The sequence below is a fragment of the Sphingomonas ginsengisoli An et al. 2013 genome (genome assembly GCF_009363895.1).
Taxonomy (GTDB): Bacteria; Pseudomonadota; Alphaproteobacteria; order Sphingomonadales; family Sphingomonadaceae; genus Sphingomicrobium; species Sphingomicrobium ginsengisoli.
Genome location: NZ_CP045434.1, coordinates 2,785,901 through 2,805,987, shown reverse-complemented (window position 1 = coordinate 2,805,987; position 20,087 = coordinate 2,785,901). Strand labels below are relative to the sequence as shown.

Genomic DNA, 20,087 nt, shown 5'->3' with positions numbered 1-20,087 from the left:
CACCTATTTCTGCGTGCGCTGCGATTCTCTTCCTTGGCTTCTCCTTTGGGGCGTTTCACTAGTCGCAACGACCGTTGCTACTGATGGAACAGCAGATGAAAACGAAGAAGGCAGTGACCTACTACCGTGTGAGCACCGCCAAGCAGGGGAAGAGCGGCTTGGGATTGGAGGCTCAACGGCGGGCCGTGCAAGAGTTCTTGTGCTCGTCAGATTGGGAACTCATCGGTGAGTTCGTTGAAGTCGAATCAGGCAAGATCGATCGGCGACCTGAGCTGGAAAGTGCACTCGCCCACTGCGAGCTCACCGGTGCGACATTGATTGTCGCGAAGCTCGATAGGCTGAGTCGCAACGTAGCGTTCCTGGCTACGCTTCAAGACCGCAGCACTCGTTTCCTCGCCGTCGACATGCCTGAGGCCAATGAGCTGACTATCCATATCATGGCGGCGGTCGCGCAAGCGGAGCGCAAGGCCATTTCTAAGCGGACCAAAGAAGCACTGGCTGCAGCGAAGGCACGCGGGATTAAGTTAGGTGGCTCTCGCGGGAATATGCCCGACCTGCTCAAGGGACCAGCTGCTAGTGCAACCGCAAGATCCGAGACTTCCCGAAAGCGCGCCGAGAAGGTCATGGCGCAGGTAAAGCAGGTTCAGGCCCGAGGTGCTATTAGCCTGCGAGCGATAGCAACAGCGTTGAACGAACGCGGTATCGTTGCGCCACGCGGTGGCGCCTGGAGCGCGGCTCAGGTGAGAACTGTCATGCGGTTGTCGGGGGCGGAGACATCAACAACAGTCACAAAGCGCTACTCGTCTGAGGGCGACAGCTTCGCGGTTGAGGGGTCATACCGATAACGAGTGATCGTCTGATCGCGTATCCTTCCGACAGCCTCGTCTATGACGTTCAGCGGGACGAAGAACCATTCCTTAGCCTCGACCGGCGCACCAAATCGATCAGTAAATCTTGCCTGTAGTCGAGCCCCCGCGAACACCCTGTGAATGAGGTGTTCTAGCTTCGCACGATTTATGTTGAAGAGCTTATAGGTCGCGACGATCTCAACATCCGCGAAAAGGAAAGTCGGGCTCTGCGAAGCTCCGGCAACGCGAGAGCTGACCTCACCTCCGGTCACGCCAATCTTGTGCAGCACCTCGCGGTGTGGAGCGATCGCAGGGTGATCGGACTTGCTTCGCAGCACATATATCGTTCCGCTCTCATGGTCGGCGTTATCAGCCTCTTCGCCAAACAGCGGTCCTGCGGCAGGCTCTGAAACGCGCCTAGCCGCATCATCTTTGTAAAGCGCTCGTTGCAGCGACCACCGCAAGAGGTTGCTTTCCGTTCCATTGGAGTAGATCACTCGCAAACGCGCATCGAACTGACCGTTGGGTGCCTTGATAGTCTCACCTATCTCAGCGACGTAAGCCAACTGTCCTCGGAGGATGAAGAAGTCCCCCTTCGAAATGCTCGCATCCTTACCGAACGGTCTCGTAGTTCTTTCGCCATTAACGAGTTGGCTTTGAACAACATCGAACATCGGCTCGAACGTCTCGAAGTCGCGGCATGGAGTATGTGACGCGATCTCCTCCGAGGCGCGCCTCTCAGCTTGCGAAGACACATTCTTCAACGTGCGTATGTCTGTTTCGCTTCCGATCTCGACGCCGAGCTCTGCAAGTAGCGCCTCGTCGTCGAGCGCGTCGGGATCTTGGACTAGACCATCGGCCGGCGCATCGAGAAGGCCAAAACGGTCTATGCCCTGGAGCAGCTCGCGACAGTCATCCTGCTCGCGCAGTCGATCCAGACGAATCGCAAACAGTCGCTCGAATGTATCTTTGTCCTCACCATGCTGCGGAACACGACCATGCTCTTCGTGAAAGCGCATGATGTCCTCGAAGCCGGCAATGATCCGCTCCTCACGCGGAGTGCGAGCCCTAACCCTTTTGGTCTGAAAGTCGACGCCAAGCTCAGCGAGAAGGTCTCGATCGGACTGCTCAACCATTCGCGGCCTCGGCTGCCTTGCGGGCAAGGAAGGCTACGCCTTCCGCCATGCGCCGCTCCCAGGCATCCTGTGAAGCGATCTCCGGTAGGCGGCCGCGCTCTTGCTTGAACTTCAATGCGCGCTTGGCCAGGTCACGAGCCTCCTCCAGCGTGAGGCTGACCTTTCGAGCAGCGATCGTCTCCGCCACCTGTTTGAGCGTCCCCTCGCTCATCGACTTAGCCAGGATAGCGTAGGCCGCCTCGAAGGGATTGATGCGGTCGATCAAATCGATATCGAGCTCCGTCACGCTCAACGCGAACTTCTTCACCCCATCGATCAGCGCCGTGTTCGCCTTGATCTCACCTTCCGCTTCGTCGCCGGCTGCGAGTTTCTTCGCCTGCTGGGTCAGGTTGAGCGCCGCGATTGCGTGCTGACGGATAGCCTCCTGATCCTCTTCGTCGAGATCAGGATAGCGCTCGCGGACGATCTTCCCCATCCGCATGACAGTAAGCTCTTCGGGCGCAGTTTCGGGATCGAACATGCCCTTCTCGAGGGCCGTTTTGTCCTGGACGAAGGCGGTGATCACCTCGTTCAAGTCCTCGCGGCAAATGCGAGTGGCCTCGGCGCTCTTCGGCTCGACGAGATCCTTGATCTCGAAATGGAAGAGACCGTGCTCTTCATTCACGCCGACATTAGTTTCGCCTTCCTGATAGCCGCCGACATACTCATAGCCTGGCAACGGACCAGCATTCTTGGGCGTGAAGTTGAAGCGCGGCGCCAGCACCTGTTCCATCAGGAGGCTCGCGGCGATTGCCTTAAGCGTGTCGTTGATCGCGTCTACCACCGCTGCTTCCGAAGCATCGGGCTCCGCAATGAGATTCGTGAAGCGTGCGCGCTCCTTGCCTGGGGCGTCGCGGGTGGCGCGGCCGATGATCTGGATGATCTCAGTCAGGCTACTACGATAGCCGACCGTCAATGCGTGCTCGCACCAGATCCAGTCGAAACCTTCTTTCGCCATGCCCAAGGCAATGATGATGTCTACATGATCACGATCGTTGCGATGGGCGGGGTCTTTGAGCGCCTCGACAACTCCGCCGCGCTTCGAGGGATCGTCATCGACGAGATCGGCCACCTTGAGCGTCTTGCCGTTCGCCGTCTCGATCAGCTGAAAGCCCGTAGTTGGATCGGTGCCCTTCCACTTACCGAGGCCGTCCATGATCTCCTCGGCCTCGCGGATCTTGTCCTTCGTGCTCTCTCGCGCATTCACATTCGGAATGTGCACGATCGTCTTCAATGACGGTTCGAGCACCTTCATGATCGCATCGAGGTAGGGGCCGGTGTAGAAGAAGTAGCCGATGTCGAGCGACTTGAGGTGCTCGTATCCGTTCAACTGTTCGTAGTAGGTGTAAGTGACAGTCTCGAACTTCGCCTCGTCGTCAGGAAGAAGCACCGGCTCCGCATCACCGCGAAAGTAGCTGCCGGTCATGGCTACCAGATGCGACTTATCACGGGCCATGAACTGCCGGAGTTGGATTCCCAGCCGATTGTCGTCGTTAGAGCTCACATGATGGAACTCATCGATGGCGATCAGCCGATCGTCGAAGGCTTCGACGCCGAGCTCATCGACCGCAAATCGAAATGTGGCATGCGTGCAGACAAGCACTTGATCGCCGTTGGCCAGAAACTCACCGACGGCCTTGACCTTCGACTTCGCAACCCTTGGCTCGTCGATCGAAGGTGCATTGCATAGGTTCCACTGCGGTTTTACCTCCCAGTCGGCCCAGAACCCATGTTGCGACAGCGGCTCGTCCGCGAAACTCCCACCTATCGACTTTTCGGGAACAACGATAATCGCCTGCTTGAGCCCCTGATGCTGGAGCTTGTCGAGAGCGATGAACATCAACGCACGCGACTTGCCCGACGCTGGCGGCGACTTGATTAGTAAATACTGCTCGCCGCGTTTCGCATAAGCGCGCTGTTGCATAACGCGCATTCCAAACTCGTCAGCCTTTGACGAAGCGCCTGTTTTAGCCGTCTCGAATGAGACCGAAGGAAAGGTGCGGTCCGAAGTCATGATGCGGGTTTCGCTTTTTTGGTCTTAGCTTCTGCGGCAATCATGGTGCCGTAAAGTTGGAACAGCTTTTCCAAACGCTCGGTGTCGTTTCGGAAGCGCCGACCGATGTAGATGCGTTCCAAAGTGTCGTCATTTGCGGCGTGCGCGGCCCTCAAGTCATCAGGCATGTCATCCGACTCATAAAGCTCTGTGATATTCGCGGGGAAACACGCTTCGCGAGCTAGCAGGATGCCTTGAGCACGCGCAGTAAGCTCGTCTTTTTGTGCAGCCGTGAGCCTCGGCAGCGGAAAGGTGTTCCACCCTAGCGTGTTGGAGTAGCGATAGCGCGTTTCTAGCTTACCGCACACCGTCGCGACCCAAACGAGGTGCAGTCGCGACGCGATGATCGCAAGATACCAGAGCGGCACATCAAACAGGCCGAAGGCAAGGTTCGAGATGATTGAACCACGTTCGAAGCAATCGACGGGCAGGTATTCTCGCCTTTCCGAGGAGACTCCGCCCACCGCGATTACAAGCTCGCGGCCGGTCTGACGGATCTCGCCAAAGCGATGCGGCACTCTTGCCAGTGATCTTGTTGCGTCTCGCGAGCTTTTCACTCGGTTGCGTAAGACGGCGCAAACCCTTTGCTTCACAAACGGGACTGCGGCCCATTCCTCCCTCGGCGCATCAGTGAGCCAGAGGCAGTATCTCAGCAGACCCTTCGTCAGCTCATTGGTCCCTAAGAAGCGTCGGACCCATGCTTCCGGCACGCCAGAAGCTTGCGCAGTTTCGCGTTCTTCGCTTGAGAGCAGAAGATGACCCCCGTCATTGGGCATGCTCCCAAACGACATCGGAGCGACCTCCGAGAGAACTCGGCGCCGCTCCTCAACTATGGTCAGCTGATCCGGGACAAGATACGGACCGATGACCGTTGCTCGCTTTGCCAAACCAGCGTCGAAAATGACCTTTGGACGAAGCCCGTTGCGAGCAATGCCGATGATCGAAACCGTGACGACAGCTTTATTGGCCGCAAGATTTGACCACCGAAAGGAAGGCTCGGCGAAGCAAACCTCAAGATCGTCTTTCAAAAGTTTGGGCCAGAAACGCGCAACCTGCCGGCCTTGGTGAACACTGTTTGTGGTTACGAAGGCAAATGCGCCCTCTGACGATCGGATGAAGTTGCAAGCTTTGGCGAACCAGCCGAGAACATAGTCAGCAGTGCCTGTCGAAGCTGTAGGGTCATCAAAAGCTTCCCGGACATCAGCCTTTTGTTCGGGTGTCTGATCTTGGCTGCCCTTATAGGGAGGATTCCCGCAGAGGAAGACCTCGCCCGCAGTCCCATCGCTGTCGAGCGAGAGGCGCCCCGTCGGCCCCGCTAGATCGTGCTCAACAACTTCGGACGATACTACCGGGCAGATAGTTTGCCAGTTGATGCGCAGTGCATTGCCAACATGGATCTGGCCAGTTCGATGGAGCGGCAGCACCATGGCACGAGCCTCGTGTTGACTAATGTATCGGCAATCGGCCTGGAACTCTGCGATGAGGAGCGACAGGCGGGCAATCTCCACGGCGAAGCTCTTGATCTCGATGCCGTAGAAGTTCGTGAGCCGGATCAATGAGCGTGGGTCATCGCCAGTCCGCTGCACAACCTCGTGCTCGATCTCTCGCATTTTGAGGTAAGCGATTACGAGGAAGTTGCCCGATCCGCAGGCCGGATCGAACACACGAATGCCGGCGATGCGCTTCCGCAGGTTACGGAGCTTTCGGATATTATCAGAAGCGGCCTCCAGCTGCTCGCGGAGGTCGTCGAGGAAAAGTGGATTTAAGACTTTAAGGATGTTCGGCACACTTGTGTAGTGCATGCCGAGCTCGCCGCGCTCGTCGTCATCTGCCACGGCCTGGATCATCGAACCGAAGATGTCGGGATTTATCTCCTTCCAGCTTAGCTCGCCGGCGCGCAGGAGATAGGATCGGGCGATGCGGCTGAACTTCGGACACTCGACGCTGCCACTGAACAGGCCGCCATTCACATAGGGGAATGCATCGGCCCAGCTCTTAATCCCGGCGTTCCTACGGTGGCGACTGTCGAGCTGGCCGTTGTGTCGCGTGTCTGTCGCCATGGAACGGAACAGCTCAGCCAGCACCTCGTGAGTATTGCCCCACCGCTCTTCGCCGCTGCCATGGCCGGGGGCGCTCATGCGGGCAACCGTGCTGGTGAACAGTCCGTCTCCCAGGAAAATGCCCGTATCCTCTGCAAAGAAGCAGAAGATTAACCGCGCCATGAACTGGTTCAGCGCGGGCCGCTTCTCCTTGGCGCCCCAATCGGCGTTGTCTTTGAGTAACTCGACGTAGAGCTTGTTGAGCCGTCCGGTCGCCTTGATGTCAATCGGGTTGTTCTTGATCTCGGTGACGGTCGAGATCCCGCCCAAGGGCAGGAAGAAGCCGAAATGCAGCGGCAGATCCGCATACTCGCACGCCATCGCCTCGCCGGAGGCTAAGTCTTCTGCCTCTAGGGTGCCGCCATCCGTCGTGAGAATGAACTTGGCCTTGCTAGCCACCGTTTTGGGGCTGGCGCGGAGGGCTGCCAATGTCTCGCCGACCTGACCAGCCGGTGAGATCGCAATGTGAATGTTGCTGCGCTGGAGGACGCCGCCAGGCACGTCGGAACTGTTGGATGAGCCTGTCCGCAGCCGTCTGACTGTCGTGTCCTTCATGCCGAACGCCGTCAGGAACTGGAATGCAAACTCGTCCCTGTCGAACGGCTCGCCAGCCAGCTCTGATACGGCTTCTTCGATCTCGACGGCGTTCATGGAACTCTACAACCGCTCCCCTCCAAGCAACCGTAGACGACCCCAGGCCGATTTGTCAGCGGCTAACCCGATCTTATCGCATCGCGAGCTGGAGAGCCTTGTCGATCCTCGCGATGTCCGGATTAGCAGTGGTCAGGTCGCCATGCTTACCGGCAGCTTCGATGACGTCCATGAGCTCGTCGACTAACGCGTTAAGCGCTCGTGTTCTTGCTTCATTTCGCGCTGCTTTGCTCCTAGCCCTTACCTCTGCTTCCGCATCAAGCCGCGCTTCGATCTCCGCGATTGTCTCGGCTATTCTGCTCGCCTTGATGCAGCCGCGACGCTTGAACTCGCGTGATACGGTCGCAGGCGAAACTCCGAGCTCTCGCGCAATCTGCACCGCGTGCTTGTGTCCAAGCTCGTAATCGGCAGCTGCCTGATCCCAGCGCTCTGATGCTATGAACTTCGAACATTCTGTAGTCATACTCAAGTATAGCACACATGGGTCAGACTTGGTATGAAAGCTTTCCTGATTGTTCGGTATCAATCCGAACAGCTTTCATCTCAGATCCGCTGAAAAGCGCCACGAATGATTGCTTTAGTGAAGGTCAGAAAGCCGCTTTTAAGCTTTTTGTTCGGAAAGCTTTCAAATCGGCAGCGTAAACTGGCCCGGGCCAACTCACGATCCCCGATCTATCGCTCGCATGCTAAGCCAAAGACGGGTCATTTCAGGCGCGAAGGCCCAGAGGCACAACAAAGACCCACTGGGTTCCTCCTCGCCGAGCTACGACGCCCTCGCGGGTGAGCGAGCGAGCTTCCCTGATCGCCGCTCGCTCCTCATCGCCTAGATGCCTAATCCCAAGCTCTCGCCACATGAGATCGTCGGGGTCTCCACCCTGAGCAAGAACATACTCGCCGAACAGCTCGTGCGCGTCGTCCTTATCCGCTGCGAGCACGTAAGCATGGATAGGGGTGTGATCCTGGAACTCGAACAATCGCATCATTGCTCATCCCCTACATCAACGCTGGAGAGCTCGTCGAAGCGCCGCTCACAAGGCTGGATCGACCAGCCCTCGCCTCTGACAAACGAACCAAAGCCATGGACTTCGTGGGACAGCGCTTTCTCAAGGTAGCTGCGCTCAGATGATGGAACCGTGCTGACGGTGATCTCCTGAAGGTAGAAGCTCGAACACCGGAGCTTCGCGACGACGATAAAGACCCCGAAGAGCTGGCTTGCATGCTCCTCGTCCTCGCAGAAGACATACTCAGAGGATCCATCAACGCTGGAACACGAGAAGCATCTCATAACCGTAACCTCATGTTTCGTTGCTGATGAGGTTAGGTATCGTCGTGCTCAGATAGACGCGGGTGGCTTCAGCATGGCTTAGCTTGGATACCGCTCAATGAGCTTGGCACAGGACGAATGAACGAGAGGTCAGAGGAGCCAGCGGATATATCTGGCTCCCTAACCATCAAAGAATAGCGAGCGCCCTTACCGAAGGCTCGAGCGCAAACTCGTCACGTCTGATTGCCCAAGCCTCGCGAGCGAGAGCAATGTAGGAATGGCTGATGTAGACTCTCCGTCGCCCAAGCCGTTCGTCATAGAGATGCACGTTCTTGGTGATGTATTCGACCCATCGGACACGGCCTTCCACGCCGAGCTTGGAGCATTGGTAGCCGCGGTCCACCTTAACTGAACGCCGACGCCCATTGCGCTTTAGGTCACCGACGAAGGCGTGTTCCAGCGCGACCTTGAACTTCGTTGCTTTCAAGGGATCGTCACAAATAGCAATGCCGTGGAGGTGTGGCTTGCAACGAGCCTTCCCTGACCGCGTGCGGCTTTCAACGACATAACAAAAAGGGAGCTTACAAAGTTCAAGCTTCATGAGCTCCCTGCGAAGCCGCTGGTCGATGTTAGCCATAAACCCGGAACCATTGGCCTCCCATGTCTCCACATATGTCGGGGAAAGATTTGCTGTGAACGGAAAGCACCAGCCGAGCTCCATTCCCAGATCGAACCCAAGGAACATCTTCATACGCTCTGAGAGGTTTCTCCACTCAGGAAGCTCGTATGGTGCATGCTTCGTGTGGTCCCATGTTTGGTCGCAATCGTTCCATACTGATGTGGGGTGGCTGACCTCGCCATAGCCGGTGCGGATGCGACGCCGCGTCTCGTCGTCAGTGAGTAGCTCACCTAACAAAGCGCGTTCTTTCTCGGCGATAGAATCCCGCTCTTGTTTCAAGGCGTTCAAACGCGGAATGGACCGCCGTGGGCAGCTAAAATCGCGTCGGCGCATCGCGGAGATTTTGCGTGCCGATGCGCTTGGTCGTCTGACGGGAGTTGACGACTTTTTGACCGCCGATCTCACAGGAGCTCTCCCGCGCTCATGAAGGCGCGTTCCAGCTCTGACTTACGGAAGTAGAGCCGCCGGCCCTTGCGTATGACAGGGACATGCCCCCGCTCTGCGAGCCGATAAATCTTCCGGCGCGACAAGCCGGTAAACGCGGCCGCGTCATTCGCGCCTTCAATCAAATCCAGGTTCATTCCATCCTCCAAATAATAAAAATAGCATTCTTGTTTCGACGGCATTCGCCCATTGACGGCGGCTCACTCAATGTCAATAAGAACGATAACTTTCTTTTCCTGGAGTATCGATGAACCTGACGTTCAACCAAGTCGAAGCGGTGTTCGCCGCACGCTTCGACATACCGGCCGAAAGGGCAGTCGCCTTTCGTGGTCGTTTGCAGCATTTCCAGCGCTTGAAGTTCCCTTCAGGCGTCAACACCGGGCGAGGCACGAAAGCGACCTACGGGTGGGTGCAGGTCATTCAACTAATGGTCGCGCTCGATCTCATCGACCTGGGTCTCACACCTGACCTGGCGACCAGAAGTGTCAGGCAAAACTCCGATCGACTTATCGGAGCAGTCCACATGGTAGTGACCGGTTTCGGGAGCACCGAGGCACTGGTGAAGGCATTGATGAAGGCGCGGTGCCCCTTCGGCATTACGCAGTTCGCGGTCGCTTCGGTTTTCGCACTGACTCTCCCGCGAGGTGACGATCAAGGCGCATTGATCATGGTCCAGACCGGCAGGGAGTTCACGGAGCAGTTGAACAAAGATCCCGCCGTGGAGCCTGCTGCCATACTCATCAATCTCGGCGCGCGACTTATGCTCGTTGGACAGCATATTGGCCGATGCGCCGGACTCGAACCGATCGAAGTAGCGACCGATCTTATGAGTTGGTCGAGCGAGTGGGCCAACGAAGATAGTCTGAGTTAGTCCATGTCCTCGATCCGTAAACGCAGCTGGACCTCCCCGGCAGGAGAGACAAAGACAGCTTGGCTAGTCGATTATCGTGATGCCGGTGGGCATCGGAGATCGAAGCAGTTCACGCGGAAGAAGGAAGCCGAAGCGTGGCTTGTGAATGCATCCTGGGAGGTGAAGCAGGGCACGCATACGCCCGATTCCAAGTCTATCACGGTCGAGGCAGCAGCACAGCTATGGCTTGATCAAGGTAGGCGGGAGAACTTGGAGCCGACGACCGTCGCCGCGTATGAGCAGCACGTTCGGCTGCATATTGTTCCTCTGTGTGGCGTTCGAAAGCTCAGCCAGCTGACCAAGCCCATAGTTGAAGGCTTTCGGGACGATTTGCTCGACAAGCTCTCACGATCGATGGCGCGGCGAGTGTTGCGCTCGTTGACTGCCATTGTCGCCGAGGCAGAGCGGCGAGGTTATCTCGCGAAAAACCCTTGTTCAGGTGTGACCGTCCGCAAGGCAAACCGTGAGAAGGTGAAACCGGTTATTCCCACCAAGGCGGAGATGAAGGCGATCATCCGAGCGGCACAGGCGTCCGACTTGCCGATGGATGCGCCCCTTGTGGTCACAGACATCTTCTGTGGCCCCCGAGCCTCCGAAGTGCGCGGAATGGTATGGTCCCAGGTCGACCTGAAAACAAAGACACTGACGATTGATCGCCGTGCCGATGCCAAGGGTCAGATCGGAGCGCCGAAGTCTGCGGCTGGCTTTAGGATCATCCCCTTGCCCGATCTCGTCGTTTCCGAGCTGCGAAAGTGGAAACTCCAATGCCCCCGCACTAATCTTGACCTCGTGTTCCCGTCCGAGCGCAAGGCGATCATCTCACATACCTCCCTTCATCGCCTACACATTTGGCCAGTGCAGATGGCGGCCAGGGTGTGTGATGGGGAAGACGCTCGCTATTCCAGCCACGCCTTTCGACATTGCGCTGCATCCTTGTGGATCGAGCAGCGCGTGAGCCCTAAGCGCGTTCAGACCTGGATGGGTCACAGTTCGATCCAGGTGACATTCGACACCTACGGCCATTTGTTCGAGCAGGCGGACGCGGACTCCGCGGTCGTGCAAGCCGTCGAACGCGAAGTTCTCGGCGAGATTGATGCAACACCGATGCAGCAAGGCGCCTAGTTCCTGAATATTTTCAATAGCCCGGCACGGACTCTGACTCCGTCAATCGTGGTTCGAATCCACGTCGGGCATCCAACCCTGAAGCACCGAGAGCAAGCTCAGTCCGCGACGCGGACAAGCTTGGTCGAGAGATGCGAAAGGGCGGCCGGCGGGTAGCTGCAAGCTAGCCCGTCCGACGACGCAGCGGATTCACTCCGCTGCGGCCCCCGCGCCTACTTTCCAGCCTGCTTCCGTCGCGTCTCCCAGCCCTTCTTGGCCGCTTCGGACCGGCTGGATTTGCGCCCCGCGCCGCTTTCCTTGCCGCCGCCCTCGTGGGCGTTGACGGTGCGCCAGGCGCGCTCCTCGGCTTCCTTGCGGCTGGTCCCGCTTGTCACATAATTATCGGCGATATGCTGCGCCTCACGGCGCTGCTTGGCGGTGTAGGCGCTCTTGTCTCCCTGCGGCATGTCGTCGCTGCTCCTTCCGCCTGACCAACGCGCCCAGCCTCGTCCGGATGCGAGTTGCTGCAATGCAGCAGTTGCGCTAAGGGCCGCGCGACTTTCCAAGGACATTTTCAATGACTTCTCGCAACGTGGCGATCATCGCCCACGTCGATCACGGCAAAACGACGCTCGTCGACCAGCTCTTCCGCCAGTCCGGCACCTTCCGCGACAACCAGCGCGTCGAAGAGCGGGCGATGGATTCGAACGACCTCGAGAAGGAGCGCGGAATCACCATCCTCGCCAAGTGCACCTCGGTCGAATGGCAGGGCACCCACATCAACATCGTCGACACGCCCGGCCACGCCGACTTCGGCGGCGAGGTGGAGCGTATCCTGTCGATGGTCGACGGGGTGATCCTGCTGGTCGACGCCGCCGAAGGCCCGATGCCGCAGACCAAGTTCGTCACCGGCAAGGCGCTCGGCCTCGGCCTCAAGCCGATCGTCGTCGTCAACAAGATCGACCGCCCCGACGCGCGCGCCGCCGAGGTGCTGGACGAGGTGTTCGACCTGTTCGTGACGCTCGACGCCAATGACGAGCAGCTCGACTTCCCGGTGCTCTACGCCTCGGGCCGCAACGGCTATGCCGGGACCAGCGACGACGTCCGCTCGGGAGACCTGACGCCGCTGTTCAGCACCATCGTCGACCACGTGCCCCCGCCGTCGGCCGACCCCGACGGTCCCTTCAAGTTCCTGGTCACCCTGCTTGACCGCGACAACTTCCTCGGCCGCATCCTGACCGGCCTGGTCTTCTCGGGCTCGATCAAGACCAACGCGCCGATCCACGCGCTCAATCCCGACGGCAAGATCGTCGAGACCGGCCGCGCCTCCAAGATCATGGCCTTCCGCGGGCTCGAGCGAGTGCCGGTCGAGAGTGCCACGGCGGGTGACATCATCTCGATCGCTGGACTCACCACTGCGACCGTCGCCGACACCATCGCCGACCCGGCGGTGAGCGAGCCGCTGCACGCCCAGCCGATCGATCCGCCGACGCTGTCGATGCGCTTCGCCGTGAACGATTCGCCGATGGCCGGCCGCGAGGGCAAGAAGGTCACCAGCCGCATGATCCGCGACCGCCTGCTGCGCGAGGCCGAGTCCAACGTCGCGATCAAGGTCACCGAGAGCGAGGACAAGGACAGCTTCGAAGTCGCCGGCCGCGGCGAGCTCCAGCTCGGCGTGCTGATCGAGATGATGCGCCGCGAGGGCTTCGAGCTTGGGATCAGCCGCCCGCGCGTGCTGTTCCGCGAGGACGAGAACGGCCAGCGGACCGAACCGTACGAGACCGTCGTGATCGACGTCGACGACGAATATTCGGGCACCGTCATCGACAAGATGGCGATCCGCAAGGCCGAGATGACCGACATGCGTCCCTCGGGCGGTGGCAAGACCCGCATCACCTTTTCGGCCCCCTCGCGCGGCCTCATCGGCTACCATGGCGAGTTCCTCAGCGACACGCGCGGGACCGGGATCATGAACCGGATCTACGAGAAGTACGGGCCGCACAAAGGCAAGATCGAAGGCCGCAAGAACGGCGTGCTGATCTCCAACGGCGCAGGCGAGGCCAACAGCTATGCGCTGGGGCCGCTCGAAGAGCGTGGCATCCTGTTCGTCGGGCACCAGGAAGCGCTCTACGAGGGCATGATCGTCGGCGAGAATGCCAAGACGGACGACCTCGAGGTCAATCCGATGAAGGCCAAGCAGCTCACCAACTTCCGCGCCAGCGGGGGCAAGGACGACGCCATCCGGCTGACCCCGCCCAAGCGGATGACGCTCGAGCAGGCGATCGCCTACATCGACGACGACGAGTTGGTCGAGGTGACCCCCTCGTCGATCCGGCTGCGCAAGCGCTACCTCGATCCGCACGAGCGCAAGCGCCACGCGCGCAAGATGGAAGCCGCCTAAGCGATTCGCCTCGGCTCGAAGCCCCTCGCTCGGTTCACCGCCGAGGGGCTTCGCTTCGTCCAAACCACTGTCCGAAGTCGGGAAAGTTCCTGCGCCCGGTCCGAACGAGAGCTCGGTTCACCGTGCCCTGGGTTGTCGCGCGCCTACCTGTCGGTATCTAGGCGCTACTGAATGTGAGAGCGAGTGAGCGAGCGGCGAGGCCGCGCTCCAGGGCAAGTCGGACGGACGAAGAGCGGCCGGACCTTTCGCAAGAAGGGCCTGGCCGAAGTCGGAAGCCAGCCGCACAGATACGAGACAGAATGACCCGTTTCTTCGGGGCCGGCAGTGTGTCGGCCGTGGCGACCGCCTGTTTGCTGGCCATTGCGGGCGCGACGCCCGCCGCCGCGCAGGTTGCCCCCTCGGCCACGACGCCGCTGGCGATGACCACCGCTTACTCGATCGCTCGGCCGCTCCAGCCGGTGAACGCCAGCCTGACCCGTCCGGCCGCGCCCAGCGTCGCCATTCTCCCCACCACCACGCCGCTGCCGCCGTCGGGCGTCACCACCCCGCCCTCGGGCGCGGTCGCGGTCCGTCCGACTGTCACCCATGAAAGCCTGTGGCCGCTCATCTGGGCCAACATGACCGGCCCGGCGCTCGATGAAGAATTGAGCTGCGTCGCCACCGCCGTCTATTTCGAAGCGCGCGGCGAGCCGTTCGACGGCCAGCTCGCGGTCGCCGAGGTGATCCTCAACCGCGCCCGCTCGGGCCGCTATCCCACCACCTATTGCGGCGTGGTCAAGCAGCCGGCGCAGTTCAGCTTCGTCCGCCGCGGTCAGTTCCCGCGGATAAACGAGCAGAGCGCCGCCTGGCAATATGCCCAGTCGATCGCCCGCATCGCCGGCCGCCAGCTGGTCGAGGCGCTGCCGAGCGACGTCCTGTGGTATCACGCCGACTATGTCGCGCCGGGCTGGGGCCATCGCCTGAGCAAGGTCGAGAAGATCGGCGCGCACATCTTCTATCGCGCCTGATCGCCGAGAGGAGCCGCTTGATGGGCGGTTCCTTGATTTTCCATATACTTCGGTCGTGATCGGTGGTGCCGGGCGCACCAGCCGGTCCGTTCGCCGATAATCGGCCGGCGGCGGATTCTCATCCGCAGCTTTTTCCGCAAGCTTATCCACAGCCGCTGATCGGTGAGGGTGAGATGCTGAAGATCCTGATTGTCGAAGACGACCGCCAGCTCGCCACCACGCTCCAATATCTGGTCGAGGACAATCCGCGCTACCGCGTGGTCGGCCTCGCCGAGGACGCCGCCGGCGCCGCCGCGGTGGCCGAGCAGGACGAGCCCGACCTGGCGCTCATCGACCTCCACCTCGCCCGCGGGACCACCGGCTTCACCGTCGCCGCACGCCTCAACGAGGCGGGTATTCCCTGCCTGTTCGTGACCGGCAAGTCGCCCGGCTTCCCGATGCCCGACCTCGCGCTCGGCTGCCTGATGAAGCCGTTCACCGGCGATGACGTCCACCGCGCCATCGCCATGGCCGAGGACATGATGCGCGGCCGCGAGACGCTCCGTCCGCGGATGCCCAAGAACCTCACCATCTACGAGCCCGACGACGAGCCCGCGCCCGTGCTCGAGCAAGTGAGCTTTGTGCCCGAGCGGCGGTCGCTGACACGCCGGCTGGGCGCCTGGATCACCGGCACTACCCACTAGGCTTGCAACGCGCGCCTTTTGCCGGGAAGGCGAAGGCGATGTCCCGTCCCCGCCTCCCCCGCTCCGTCTGGGTGCTCGGCTTCGTCAGCCTGCTGATGGACCTGTCGAGCGAGATCATCCACGCGCTGCTGCCGCTGTTCATCACCGTGACGCTCGGCGCCTCGGTGACGATGCTCGGCGCGATCGATGGGGTGGCTGAGGCGACCGCCGCCTTCGCCAAGCTTGCCGCCGGGCGGCTGAGCGACCGCGACCAGCGCCGCAAGCCGTGGATCCTCTTGGGCTACGGCCTCGCCGCCGCGACCAAGCCGTTGTTCGCGCTCGCCGGCTCGCCGCTGACGGTGCTCGGCGCCCGGCTGATCGACCGCACCGCCAAAGGTATTCGCGGCGCCCCGCGCGACGCGATGGTCGCCGACGAGACCCCGCCCGAGATCCGCGGCGCCGCCTACGGTCTGCGCCAGGGCCTCGACACGATCGGTGCCTTTCTCGCCCCGCTCGCGGCGGTCGCGCTGATGTGGGCATTCGCGCAGGACGTCCGTGCAGTTTTCTGGATCGCGGTGATCCCGGGCCTCGCCAGCGTCACCCTCGCCTGGCTCGCGCTGCGCGAGCCGCAGCGCCGCGCCTCGCCCGGCAAGGCGCCCCCCTTGCTGCGCGGCCTCACCCACGTCAGCCCGGCCTGCCGGCGGCTGATCTTCGTCGCCTTCATCTTCACGCTGGCGCGTTTCTCCGAGAGCTTTCTCATCCTCAAGGGCGTCGCGGCCGGCCTGTCGCTGACCCTCGCCCCGCTCACCCTCGTGCTGTTCAACCTCGCCTATTTGCTGCTGAGCTATCCCGCGGGCGCGCTCAGCGACCGGCGCGACCCGCGCGCGATCCTCGCCGGCGGCATCGCGCTGCTGGTGATCGGCGATATCGTCCTGGCGGGGACCGACGGCCTCGCCGGGCTGGCGCTGGGCGTGTTCCTGTGGGGCGGACATATGGCGCTGACGCAGGGGCTGTTCGCGCGGATGGTCGCCGACGTGGCGCCGGCCGACGGCCGCGCGACCGCCTTCGGCCTGTTCCAGTTTGCCACCGGCATCGCCACCCTGCTCGCCAGCCTTGCCGCGGGCTGGCTGTGGGATCGCTCGGGGCCGGAGGCGACCTTCATCACCAGCGCGGCGATGGCGCTGCTGGCCGGGCTACTGATCTTCACCCTGCCGAAGACGGCGCCGACCGCTTAGGCTTCGGCCGCCTCGACGCTGGTCCGGCCGTGACCCTGGCCGATCACCGTGCCCTCGCCATGGGGCGGGCGGAATGGCGGCATTCGCCCGGCGGCGGGGGCGTGGTCGACGAACTGGTGCTTGAGCGCCGCGAGGAAATGTACCGCGATCAGCGCAATCAGGACCCAGGCGAGCAGGCCATGCATATTGCCCGCCAACTCCCCCATCTGCCGTGAAATGCCGGGGATCGTCGGAATGGTAATCCCGCCAAGCAGCGTGGTCGTGCCGTTTGGGCTGTGCCCCGACACCGCGACATAGCCGCCGATCGGCAGCCCGATCAGCAGCAGGTAGAATAACCGGTGATTCCACACCGCCGCCACCCGCTCCCAGTGCGAGACATCGGGCGAGAAAGCGGGCGGCGGGTTCTTGAGCCGATAGGTCAGCCGGCCGAGCGTCGCAAGCAGGATCAGGATACCGATCGTCTTGTGCCAGTCGAAGGTGCTCGCCTTCGCGGCCCCCTTGAGATCGTCGAGACTGAGCCCGAGCCAGATCTGGAACAGCACTAGCGCGGCGGTCACCCAGTGAATGGTGACCGCGACGTTGGAATAGCGGCGAATGGGGTTCTGCGGGACGGCGTCGGTCTCGGCCACGGGCCATTCTCCTGCGTAAGTTCAGCAGGGGAAAAGCTTGGGCAACCGTTTCGGGTCCGTCGCCCCGCCCAAAGCCCTAGCGGCCGGTGAACTTCTCGTTCGCGGCCGCCTTGTCGAGGAGCAGTTGGGAGAAGAAGAAATCCTTGCCCATCCGCTCGGCCTGCGCCTTCAGCCCGTCGACGATCTTCTGGAGGCCCTCGGTATCGGCCCAGAACATTGGCCCGCCGCGATAGACCGGCCAGCCGTAACCGTAGATCCAGACCACATCGATGTCCGACGCGCGCTGAGCCATGCCCTCCTCGAGGATCTTCGCGCCTTCGTTGACCATCGTGTAGAGCGTGCGGACGACGATCTCCTCGTCGCTGATCTCGCGCTTCTGCACGCCGGCCTTGGCGCGGAAATCCTCGATGATCTCGGCCACGCGGGCGCTTTCCGACGGCCGACGCTTTTCGTCATAATCGTAGAAGCCGGCCTGCTTCTTCTGGCCCCAGCGGCCCTCGGCGGCGAGCGCGTCGCGGATGTTCTCGATCCGGGTCGGGTCGCGATGCCAGCCGATGTCGACCCCGGCGAGGTCGGCCATCTGGAACGGGCCCATCGGCATCCCGAAATCGGTGTGGACCTTGTCGATCTGCGCCGGGGTCGCGCCTTCGAGCAGAAGTTTGGTCGCCTCGGTCTGGCGCGGGATCAGCATGCGGTTGCCGATGAAGCCGTAACAGACCCCCGCCACCACCGCGACCTTCTTGATCTTCTTGGCGAGCGCCATCGCGGTGACCAGCACGTCGTCGGCGGTCTTGGCGCCGCGCACCACCTCGAGTAGCTTCATCACGTTGGCGGGCGAGAAGAAATGCAGGCCCACCACGTCCTGCGGGCGACTGGTAGCCGCCGCGATCTCGTCGATATTGAGGTAGCTCGTGTTCGAGGCAAGGATGGCGCCCGGCTTGGCGATCTTGTCGAGGCGACCGAAGATTTCCTTCTTCACCTCCATCTGCTCGAACACCGCCTCGATGATGAGGTCGCAGTCGGCGAGCGCCTCGAAGTCGAGGGTGGGGGTGAGCCGGCCCATGAATTCGCCGACCTGACCTTCCGTGAAGCGACCCTTCTTCGCGCTCGCCTCATAATTGCGGAGCATCACGCCGGTGCCACGGTCGAGCGCTTCCTGCGCCATCTCGACGATCGTCACCGGGATTCCGGCCGAGAGGAAATTCATCGAGATGCCGCCGCCCATCGTGCCGGCGCCGATCACGCCGACCTTGCGGATTTCGCGCGGCTTCACGTCTTCGGCGACGCCTTCGACCTTCCCCGCCTTGCGCTCGGCGAAGAAGAAATATTGCTGCGCCTTGGCCTGGGTGCCGCTCATCAGCTCCATGAACAGCCGGCGCTCGTCCATCACGCCCTCGGCATAGGGCTTCTGCGTCGCGACGCGGACTGCCTCGAGGTTCTTCATCGGGGCCTCGAAGCCCTTGAAGGTGCGCGCGTTGGCAGCGACGAACTGATCGAACACCGCCGCGTCGGTGCCGTCGACCTTGTCCTGCTTCTCGCTGGTCTTGGGCAGTGGACGGACGTCGGCGACTTCGGTCGCGTAGGCCACCGCGTGCTGAAGCAGATCGCCCTCGACGATGCGGTCGACGAGCCCGCAGTCGGCCGCTTCCTTGGCGCCGATCGGGGTGCCGCTGGTGGTCATCTGCAGTGCCTTCTCGACCCCCGCGACCCGCGGCAGGCGCTGGGTCCCGCCGGCGCCGGGAAGAAGGCCGAGCTTGACCTCGGGCACGCCCAGCTTCGCGGTCGGCACCGCCACTCGGTAATGACAGCCGAGCGCAACCTCGAGCCCGCCGCCGAGCGCCGTCCCGTGGATCGCGGCGACCACCGGCTTGGTGCAATTCTCGATCCGGTCGACCACCTCGGGCAGCCACGGCATCACCGGCGGCTTGCCGAACTCGGTGATGTCGGCGCCGGCGAAGAAGGTCTGCCCGTCACAGCGGATGACCACCGCGGCCACGTCCCCGGCCGCCTCGGCCTCTTCGATCGCCGCCACCAGCCCCTGCCGCACCGCCGCGCCGAGTGCGTTCACCGGTGGGTTGTTCGAGGTAACGATGAGGACGTGGCCGTGCTTCTGCGTGCTGATGGGCGAGGTCACTGAGGTCTCCGTAAGTTAGATGGCCGTACGGCCGTAATCCTGGCGATTGAACGGGTGCGACGAGGACAGGCCACCGTCGACGACCAGCGCATGGCCGTTAACATAGCTCGACTCGTCCGAAGCGAGGAATAAGGCGGCGTGGGCGATCTCGCTCGGCACCCCGCCGCGACGGAGCGGATTGAGGTGACCCAGCCGGTCCTCCTGCCCCTTGGCGCGGGCGCGGTCGTAGACGAACTCGGTCATGCCGGTTTCGATCAGCCCCGGGCAGATCGCATTGACCCGGACGTTCGAGCCCGCGAGCTGCTGGGCGGCGGTCTTGATCAGACTGATCACCCCCGCCTTGGACGCCGAATAAGCCGCCCCCCCCGCGCCGGAGCGTAAGCCTGCAACACTGGCGGTGCAGATGATCGAGCCGCCGCCCTGCTCCTTGATCACCGGCGCGGCATGCTTGATCGCGAGGAACGGGCCGATCAGGTTGACCCGCAGGATTTCCTCCCAGTCGGCGACCGTCTGCTCGAAGATTGAGGCGAGCCCGCCCGAGATGCCGGCATTGGCGAAGAAGCCGTGGAGCGCGCCATGCTCCTCGCGCGCCATGGAGACGAGGCGGACGACATCCTCTTCCTTGCCCGCGTCGGCGACGTGGTGAGCGCCCTTTAAATCCGCGGCGATGACGTTCGCGCCATGCTCGATGAACAGCCGCGCGGTCGCCTTGCCGATGCCCGAACCCGCGCCGGTGACGATGATCACCTTGCCTTCGAGGCGGGGGTGGTGGCGGTGTTCGGGTTCGACGGACAT

18 protein-coding genes are annotated in these 20,087 nt (G+C 61.8%); 7 read left to right on the top strand and 11 right to left on the bottom strand.

Going from position 1 to position 20,087, the window contains the following annotated elements; all coding sequences use genetic code 11:
- The first annotated feature begins 83 nt into the window (after positions 1 to 83).
- Positions 84 to 845, top strand: a complete 762-nt coding sequence (locus tag GCU42_RS13720; protein WP_240309525.1) for a recombinase family protein — start codon at positions 84 to 86, stop codon at positions 843 to 845.
- Here the strand turns inward: GCU42_RS13720 and GCU42_RS13715 are convergent.
- From GCU42_RS13715 to GCU42_RS13680, 7 genes are all read right to left on the bottom strand, one after another.
- Positions 797 to 1,984 carry a GIY-YIG nuclease family protein gene (locus GCU42_RS13715; RefSeq protein ID WP_114228497.1) on the bottom strand — a complete coding sequence of 396 codons (1,188 nt, stop codon included), beginning with the start codon at positions 1,982 to 1,984 and terminating at the stop codon, positions 797 to 799. The two genes, GCU42_RS13720 and GCU42_RS13715, sit on opposite strands and share 49 nt — an antisense overlap.
- The gene (locus GCU42_RS13710) at positions 1,977 to 4,037 is read right to left on the bottom strand and encodes a pseudomurein-binding repeat-containing protein (RefSeq protein ID WP_114228498.1); all 2,061 of its coding nucleotides are present in this window, start codon (positions 4,035 to 4,037) and stop codon (positions 1,977 to 1,979) included. The genes GCU42_RS13715 and GCU42_RS13710 overlap by 8 nt, the downstream gene beginning before the upstream one ends.
- On the bottom strand, positions 4,034 to 6,826 hold the full coding sequence (locus tag GCU42_RS13705; protein WP_114228499.1) for a class I SAM-dependent DNA methyltransferase: 2,793 nt from the start codon (positions 6,824 to 6,826) through the stop codon (positions 4,034 to 4,036). The genes GCU42_RS13710 and GCU42_RS13705 overlap by 4 nt, the downstream gene beginning before the upstream one ends.
- 73 nt (positions 6,827 to 6,899) lie before the next feature.
- The gene (locus tag GCU42_RS13700; RefSeq protein WP_114228500.1) at positions 6,900 to 7,289 is read right to left on the bottom strand and encodes a helix-turn-helix domain-containing protein; all 390 of its coding nucleotides are present in this window, start codon (positions 7,287 to 7,289) and stop codon (positions 6,900 to 6,902) included.
- 516 nt (positions 7,290 to 7,805) lie between these two features.
- On the bottom strand, positions 7,806 to 8,111 hold the full coding sequence (locus tag GCU42_RS13690; RefSeq protein ID WP_114228502.1) for a hypothetical protein: 306 nt from the start codon (positions 8,109 to 8,111) through the stop codon (positions 7,806 to 7,808).
- A 166-nt stretch (positions 8,112 to 8,277) separates the two neighbouring features.
- On the bottom strand, positions 8,278 to 9,048 hold the full coding sequence (locus GCU42_RS13685) for a hypothetical protein (protein ID WP_152569593.1): 771 nt from the start codon (positions 9,046 to 9,048) through the stop codon (positions 8,278 to 8,280).
- Positions 9,049 to 9,170: 122 nt separating this feature from the next.
- Entirely contained in the window at positions 9,171 to 9,350 is a 180-nt protein-coding gene (locus tag GCU42_RS13680) for a helix-turn-helix domain-containing protein (protein WP_114228504.1), read from the bottom strand.
- A gap of 110 nt (positions 9,351 to 9,460) precedes the next feature.
- Between GCU42_RS13680 and GCU42_RS13675 the strand changes: the two genes are divergently transcribed.
- Both GCU42_RS13675 and GCU42_RS13670 read left to right on the top strand, forming a co-directional pair.
- On the top strand, positions 9,461 to 10,084 hold the full coding sequence (locus GCU42_RS13675; protein ID WP_114228505.1) for a hypothetical protein: 624 nt from the start codon (positions 9,461 to 9,463) through the stop codon (positions 10,082 to 10,084).
- 3 nt (positions 10,085 to 10,087) lie between these two features.
- Complete coding sequence (locus tag GCU42_RS13670) at positions 10,088 to 11,245, top strand: tyrosine-type recombinase/integrase (RefSeq protein ID WP_114228506.1); 1,158 nt, start codon at positions 10,088 to 10,090, stop codon at positions 11,243 to 11,245.
- Positions 11,246 to 11,457: 212 nt separating this feature from the next.
- Here GCU42_RS13670 and GCU42_RS13665 read toward each other — a convergent pair whose 3' ends face one another.
- Positions 11,458 to 11,691: a plasmid stabilization protein gene (locus tag GCU42_RS13665; protein ID WP_114228507.1), complete on the bottom strand. Its 234-nt coding sequence runs from the start codon at positions 11,689 to 11,691 to the stop codon at positions 11,458 to 11,460.
- 110 nt (positions 11,692 to 11,801) lie between these two features.
- Here GCU42_RS13665 and typA point away from each other — a divergent pair, with 110 nt between their 5' ends.
- The 4 genes from typA (at position 11,802) to GCU42_RS13645 (ending at position 16,529) form a co-directional block, all read left to right on the top strand.
- A complete protein-coding gene (typA, locus tag GCU42_RS13660) occupies positions 11,802 to 13,625 on the top strand; it encodes a translational GTPase TypA (protein ID WP_114228508.1) in 1,824 nt (607 codons plus the stop codon).
- A gap of 299 nt (positions 13,626 to 13,924) precedes the next feature.
- Complete coding sequence (locus GCU42_RS13655; RefSeq protein ID WP_114228509.1) at positions 13,925 to 14,632, top strand: cell wall hydrolase; 708 nt, start codon at positions 13,925 to 13,927, stop codon at positions 14,630 to 14,632.
- A gap of 173 nt (positions 14,633 to 14,805) precedes the next feature.
- Positions 14,806 to 15,315 (top strand): response regulator, encoded by a 510-nt coding sequence (locus tag GCU42_RS13650; RefSeq protein WP_152569592.1) that lies wholly within the window; start codon positions 14,806 to 14,808, stop codon positions 15,313 to 15,315.
- 38 nt (positions 15,316 to 15,353) lie between these two features.
- Positions 15,354 to 16,529: an MFS transporter gene (locus GCU42_RS13645; RefSeq protein ID WP_114228511.1), complete on the top strand. Its 1,176-nt coding sequence runs from the start codon at positions 15,354 to 15,356 to the stop codon at positions 16,527 to 16,529.
- Here GCU42_RS13645 and GCU42_RS13640 read toward each other — a convergent pair.
- The 3 genes from GCU42_RS13640 to GCU42_RS13630 form a co-directional block, all read right to left on the bottom strand.
- Positions 16,526 to 17,158 carry a cytochrome b gene (locus GCU42_RS13640; protein WP_114228512.1) on the bottom strand — a complete coding sequence of 211 codons (633 nt, stop codon included), beginning with the start codon at positions 17,156 to 17,158 and terminating at the stop codon, positions 16,526 to 16,528. The genes GCU42_RS13645 and GCU42_RS13640 overlap by 4 nt on opposite strands.
- 76 nt (positions 17,159 to 17,234) lie before the next feature.
- Positions 17,235 to 19,292: a 3-hydroxyacyl-CoA dehydrogenase NAD-binding domain-containing protein gene (locus tag GCU42_RS13635; protein WP_114228513.1), complete on the bottom strand. Its 2,058-nt coding sequence runs from the start codon at positions 19,290 to 19,292 to the stop codon at positions 17,235 to 17,237.
- 15 nt (positions 19,293 to 19,307) lie between these two features.
- Positions 19,308 to 20,087 (bottom strand): SDR family NAD(P)-dependent oxidoreductase, encoded by a 780-nt coding sequence (locus GCU42_RS13630; protein WP_114228514.1) that lies wholly within the window; start codon positions 20,085 to 20,087, stop codon positions 19,308 to 19,310.

Bases quoted from the DNA above. Each gene is read 5' to 3' on its own strand.
- GCU42_RS13690 (WP_114228502.1), bottom strand. From the start codon at position 8,111: ATGAGATGCTTCTCGTGTTCCAGCGTTGATGGATCCTCTGAGTATGTC.
- GCU42_RS13700 (WP_114228500.1), bottom strand. From the start codon at position 7,289: ATGACTACAGAATGTTCGAAGTTCATAGCATCAGAGCGCTGGGATCAG.
- typA (WP_114228508.1), top strand. From the start codon at position 11,802: ATGACTTCTCGCAACGTGGCGATCATCGCCCACGTCGATCACGGCAAA.
- GCU42_RS13630 (WP_114228514.1), bottom strand. From the start codon at position 20,087: ATGTCCGTCGAACCCGAACACCGCCACCACCCCCGCCTCGAAGGCAAG.
- GCU42_RS13655 (WP_114228509.1), top strand. From the start codon at position 13,925: ATGACCCGTTTCTTCGGGGCCGGCAGTGTGTCGGCCGTGGCGACCGCC.
- GCU42_RS13650 (WP_152569592.1), top strand. From the start codon at position 14,806: ATGCTGAAGATCCTGATTGTCGAAGACGACCGCCAGCTCGCCACCACG.
- GCU42_RS13720 (WP_240309525.1), top strand. From the start codon at position 84: ATGGAACAGCAGATGAAAACGAAGAAGGCAGTGACCTACTACCGTGTG.
- GCU42_RS13670 (WP_114228506.1), top strand. From the start codon at position 10,088: ATGTCCTCGATCCGTAAACGCAGCTGGACCTCCCCGGCAGGAGAGACA.
- GCU42_RS13675 (WP_114228505.1), top strand. From the start codon at position 9,461: ATGAACCTGACGTTCAACCAAGTCGAAGCGGTGTTCGCCGCACGCTTC.
- GCU42_RS13680 (WP_114228504.1), bottom strand. From the start codon at position 9,350: ATGAACCTGGATTTGATTGAAGGCGCGAATGACGCGGCCGCGTTTACC.
- GCU42_RS13645 (WP_114228511.1), top strand. From the start codon at position 15,354: ATGTCCCGTCCCCGCCTCCCCCGCTCCGTCTGGGTGCTCGGCTTCGTC.
- GCU42_RS13715 (WP_114228497.1), bottom strand. From the start codon at position 1,984: ATGGTTGAGCAGTCCGATCGAGACCTTCTCGCTGAGCTTGGCGTCGAC.
- GCU42_RS13710 (WP_114228498.1), bottom strand. From the start codon at position 4,037: ATGACTTCGGACCGCACCTTTCCTTCGGTCTCATTCGAGACGGCTAAA.
- GCU42_RS13705 (WP_114228499.1), bottom strand. From the start codon at position 6,826: ATGAACGCCGTCGAGATCGAAGAAGCCGTATCAGAGCTGGCTGGCGAG.
- GCU42_RS13665 (WP_114228507.1), bottom strand. From the start codon at position 11,691: ATGCCGCAGGGAGACAAGAGCGCCTACACCGCCAAGCAGCGCCGTGAG.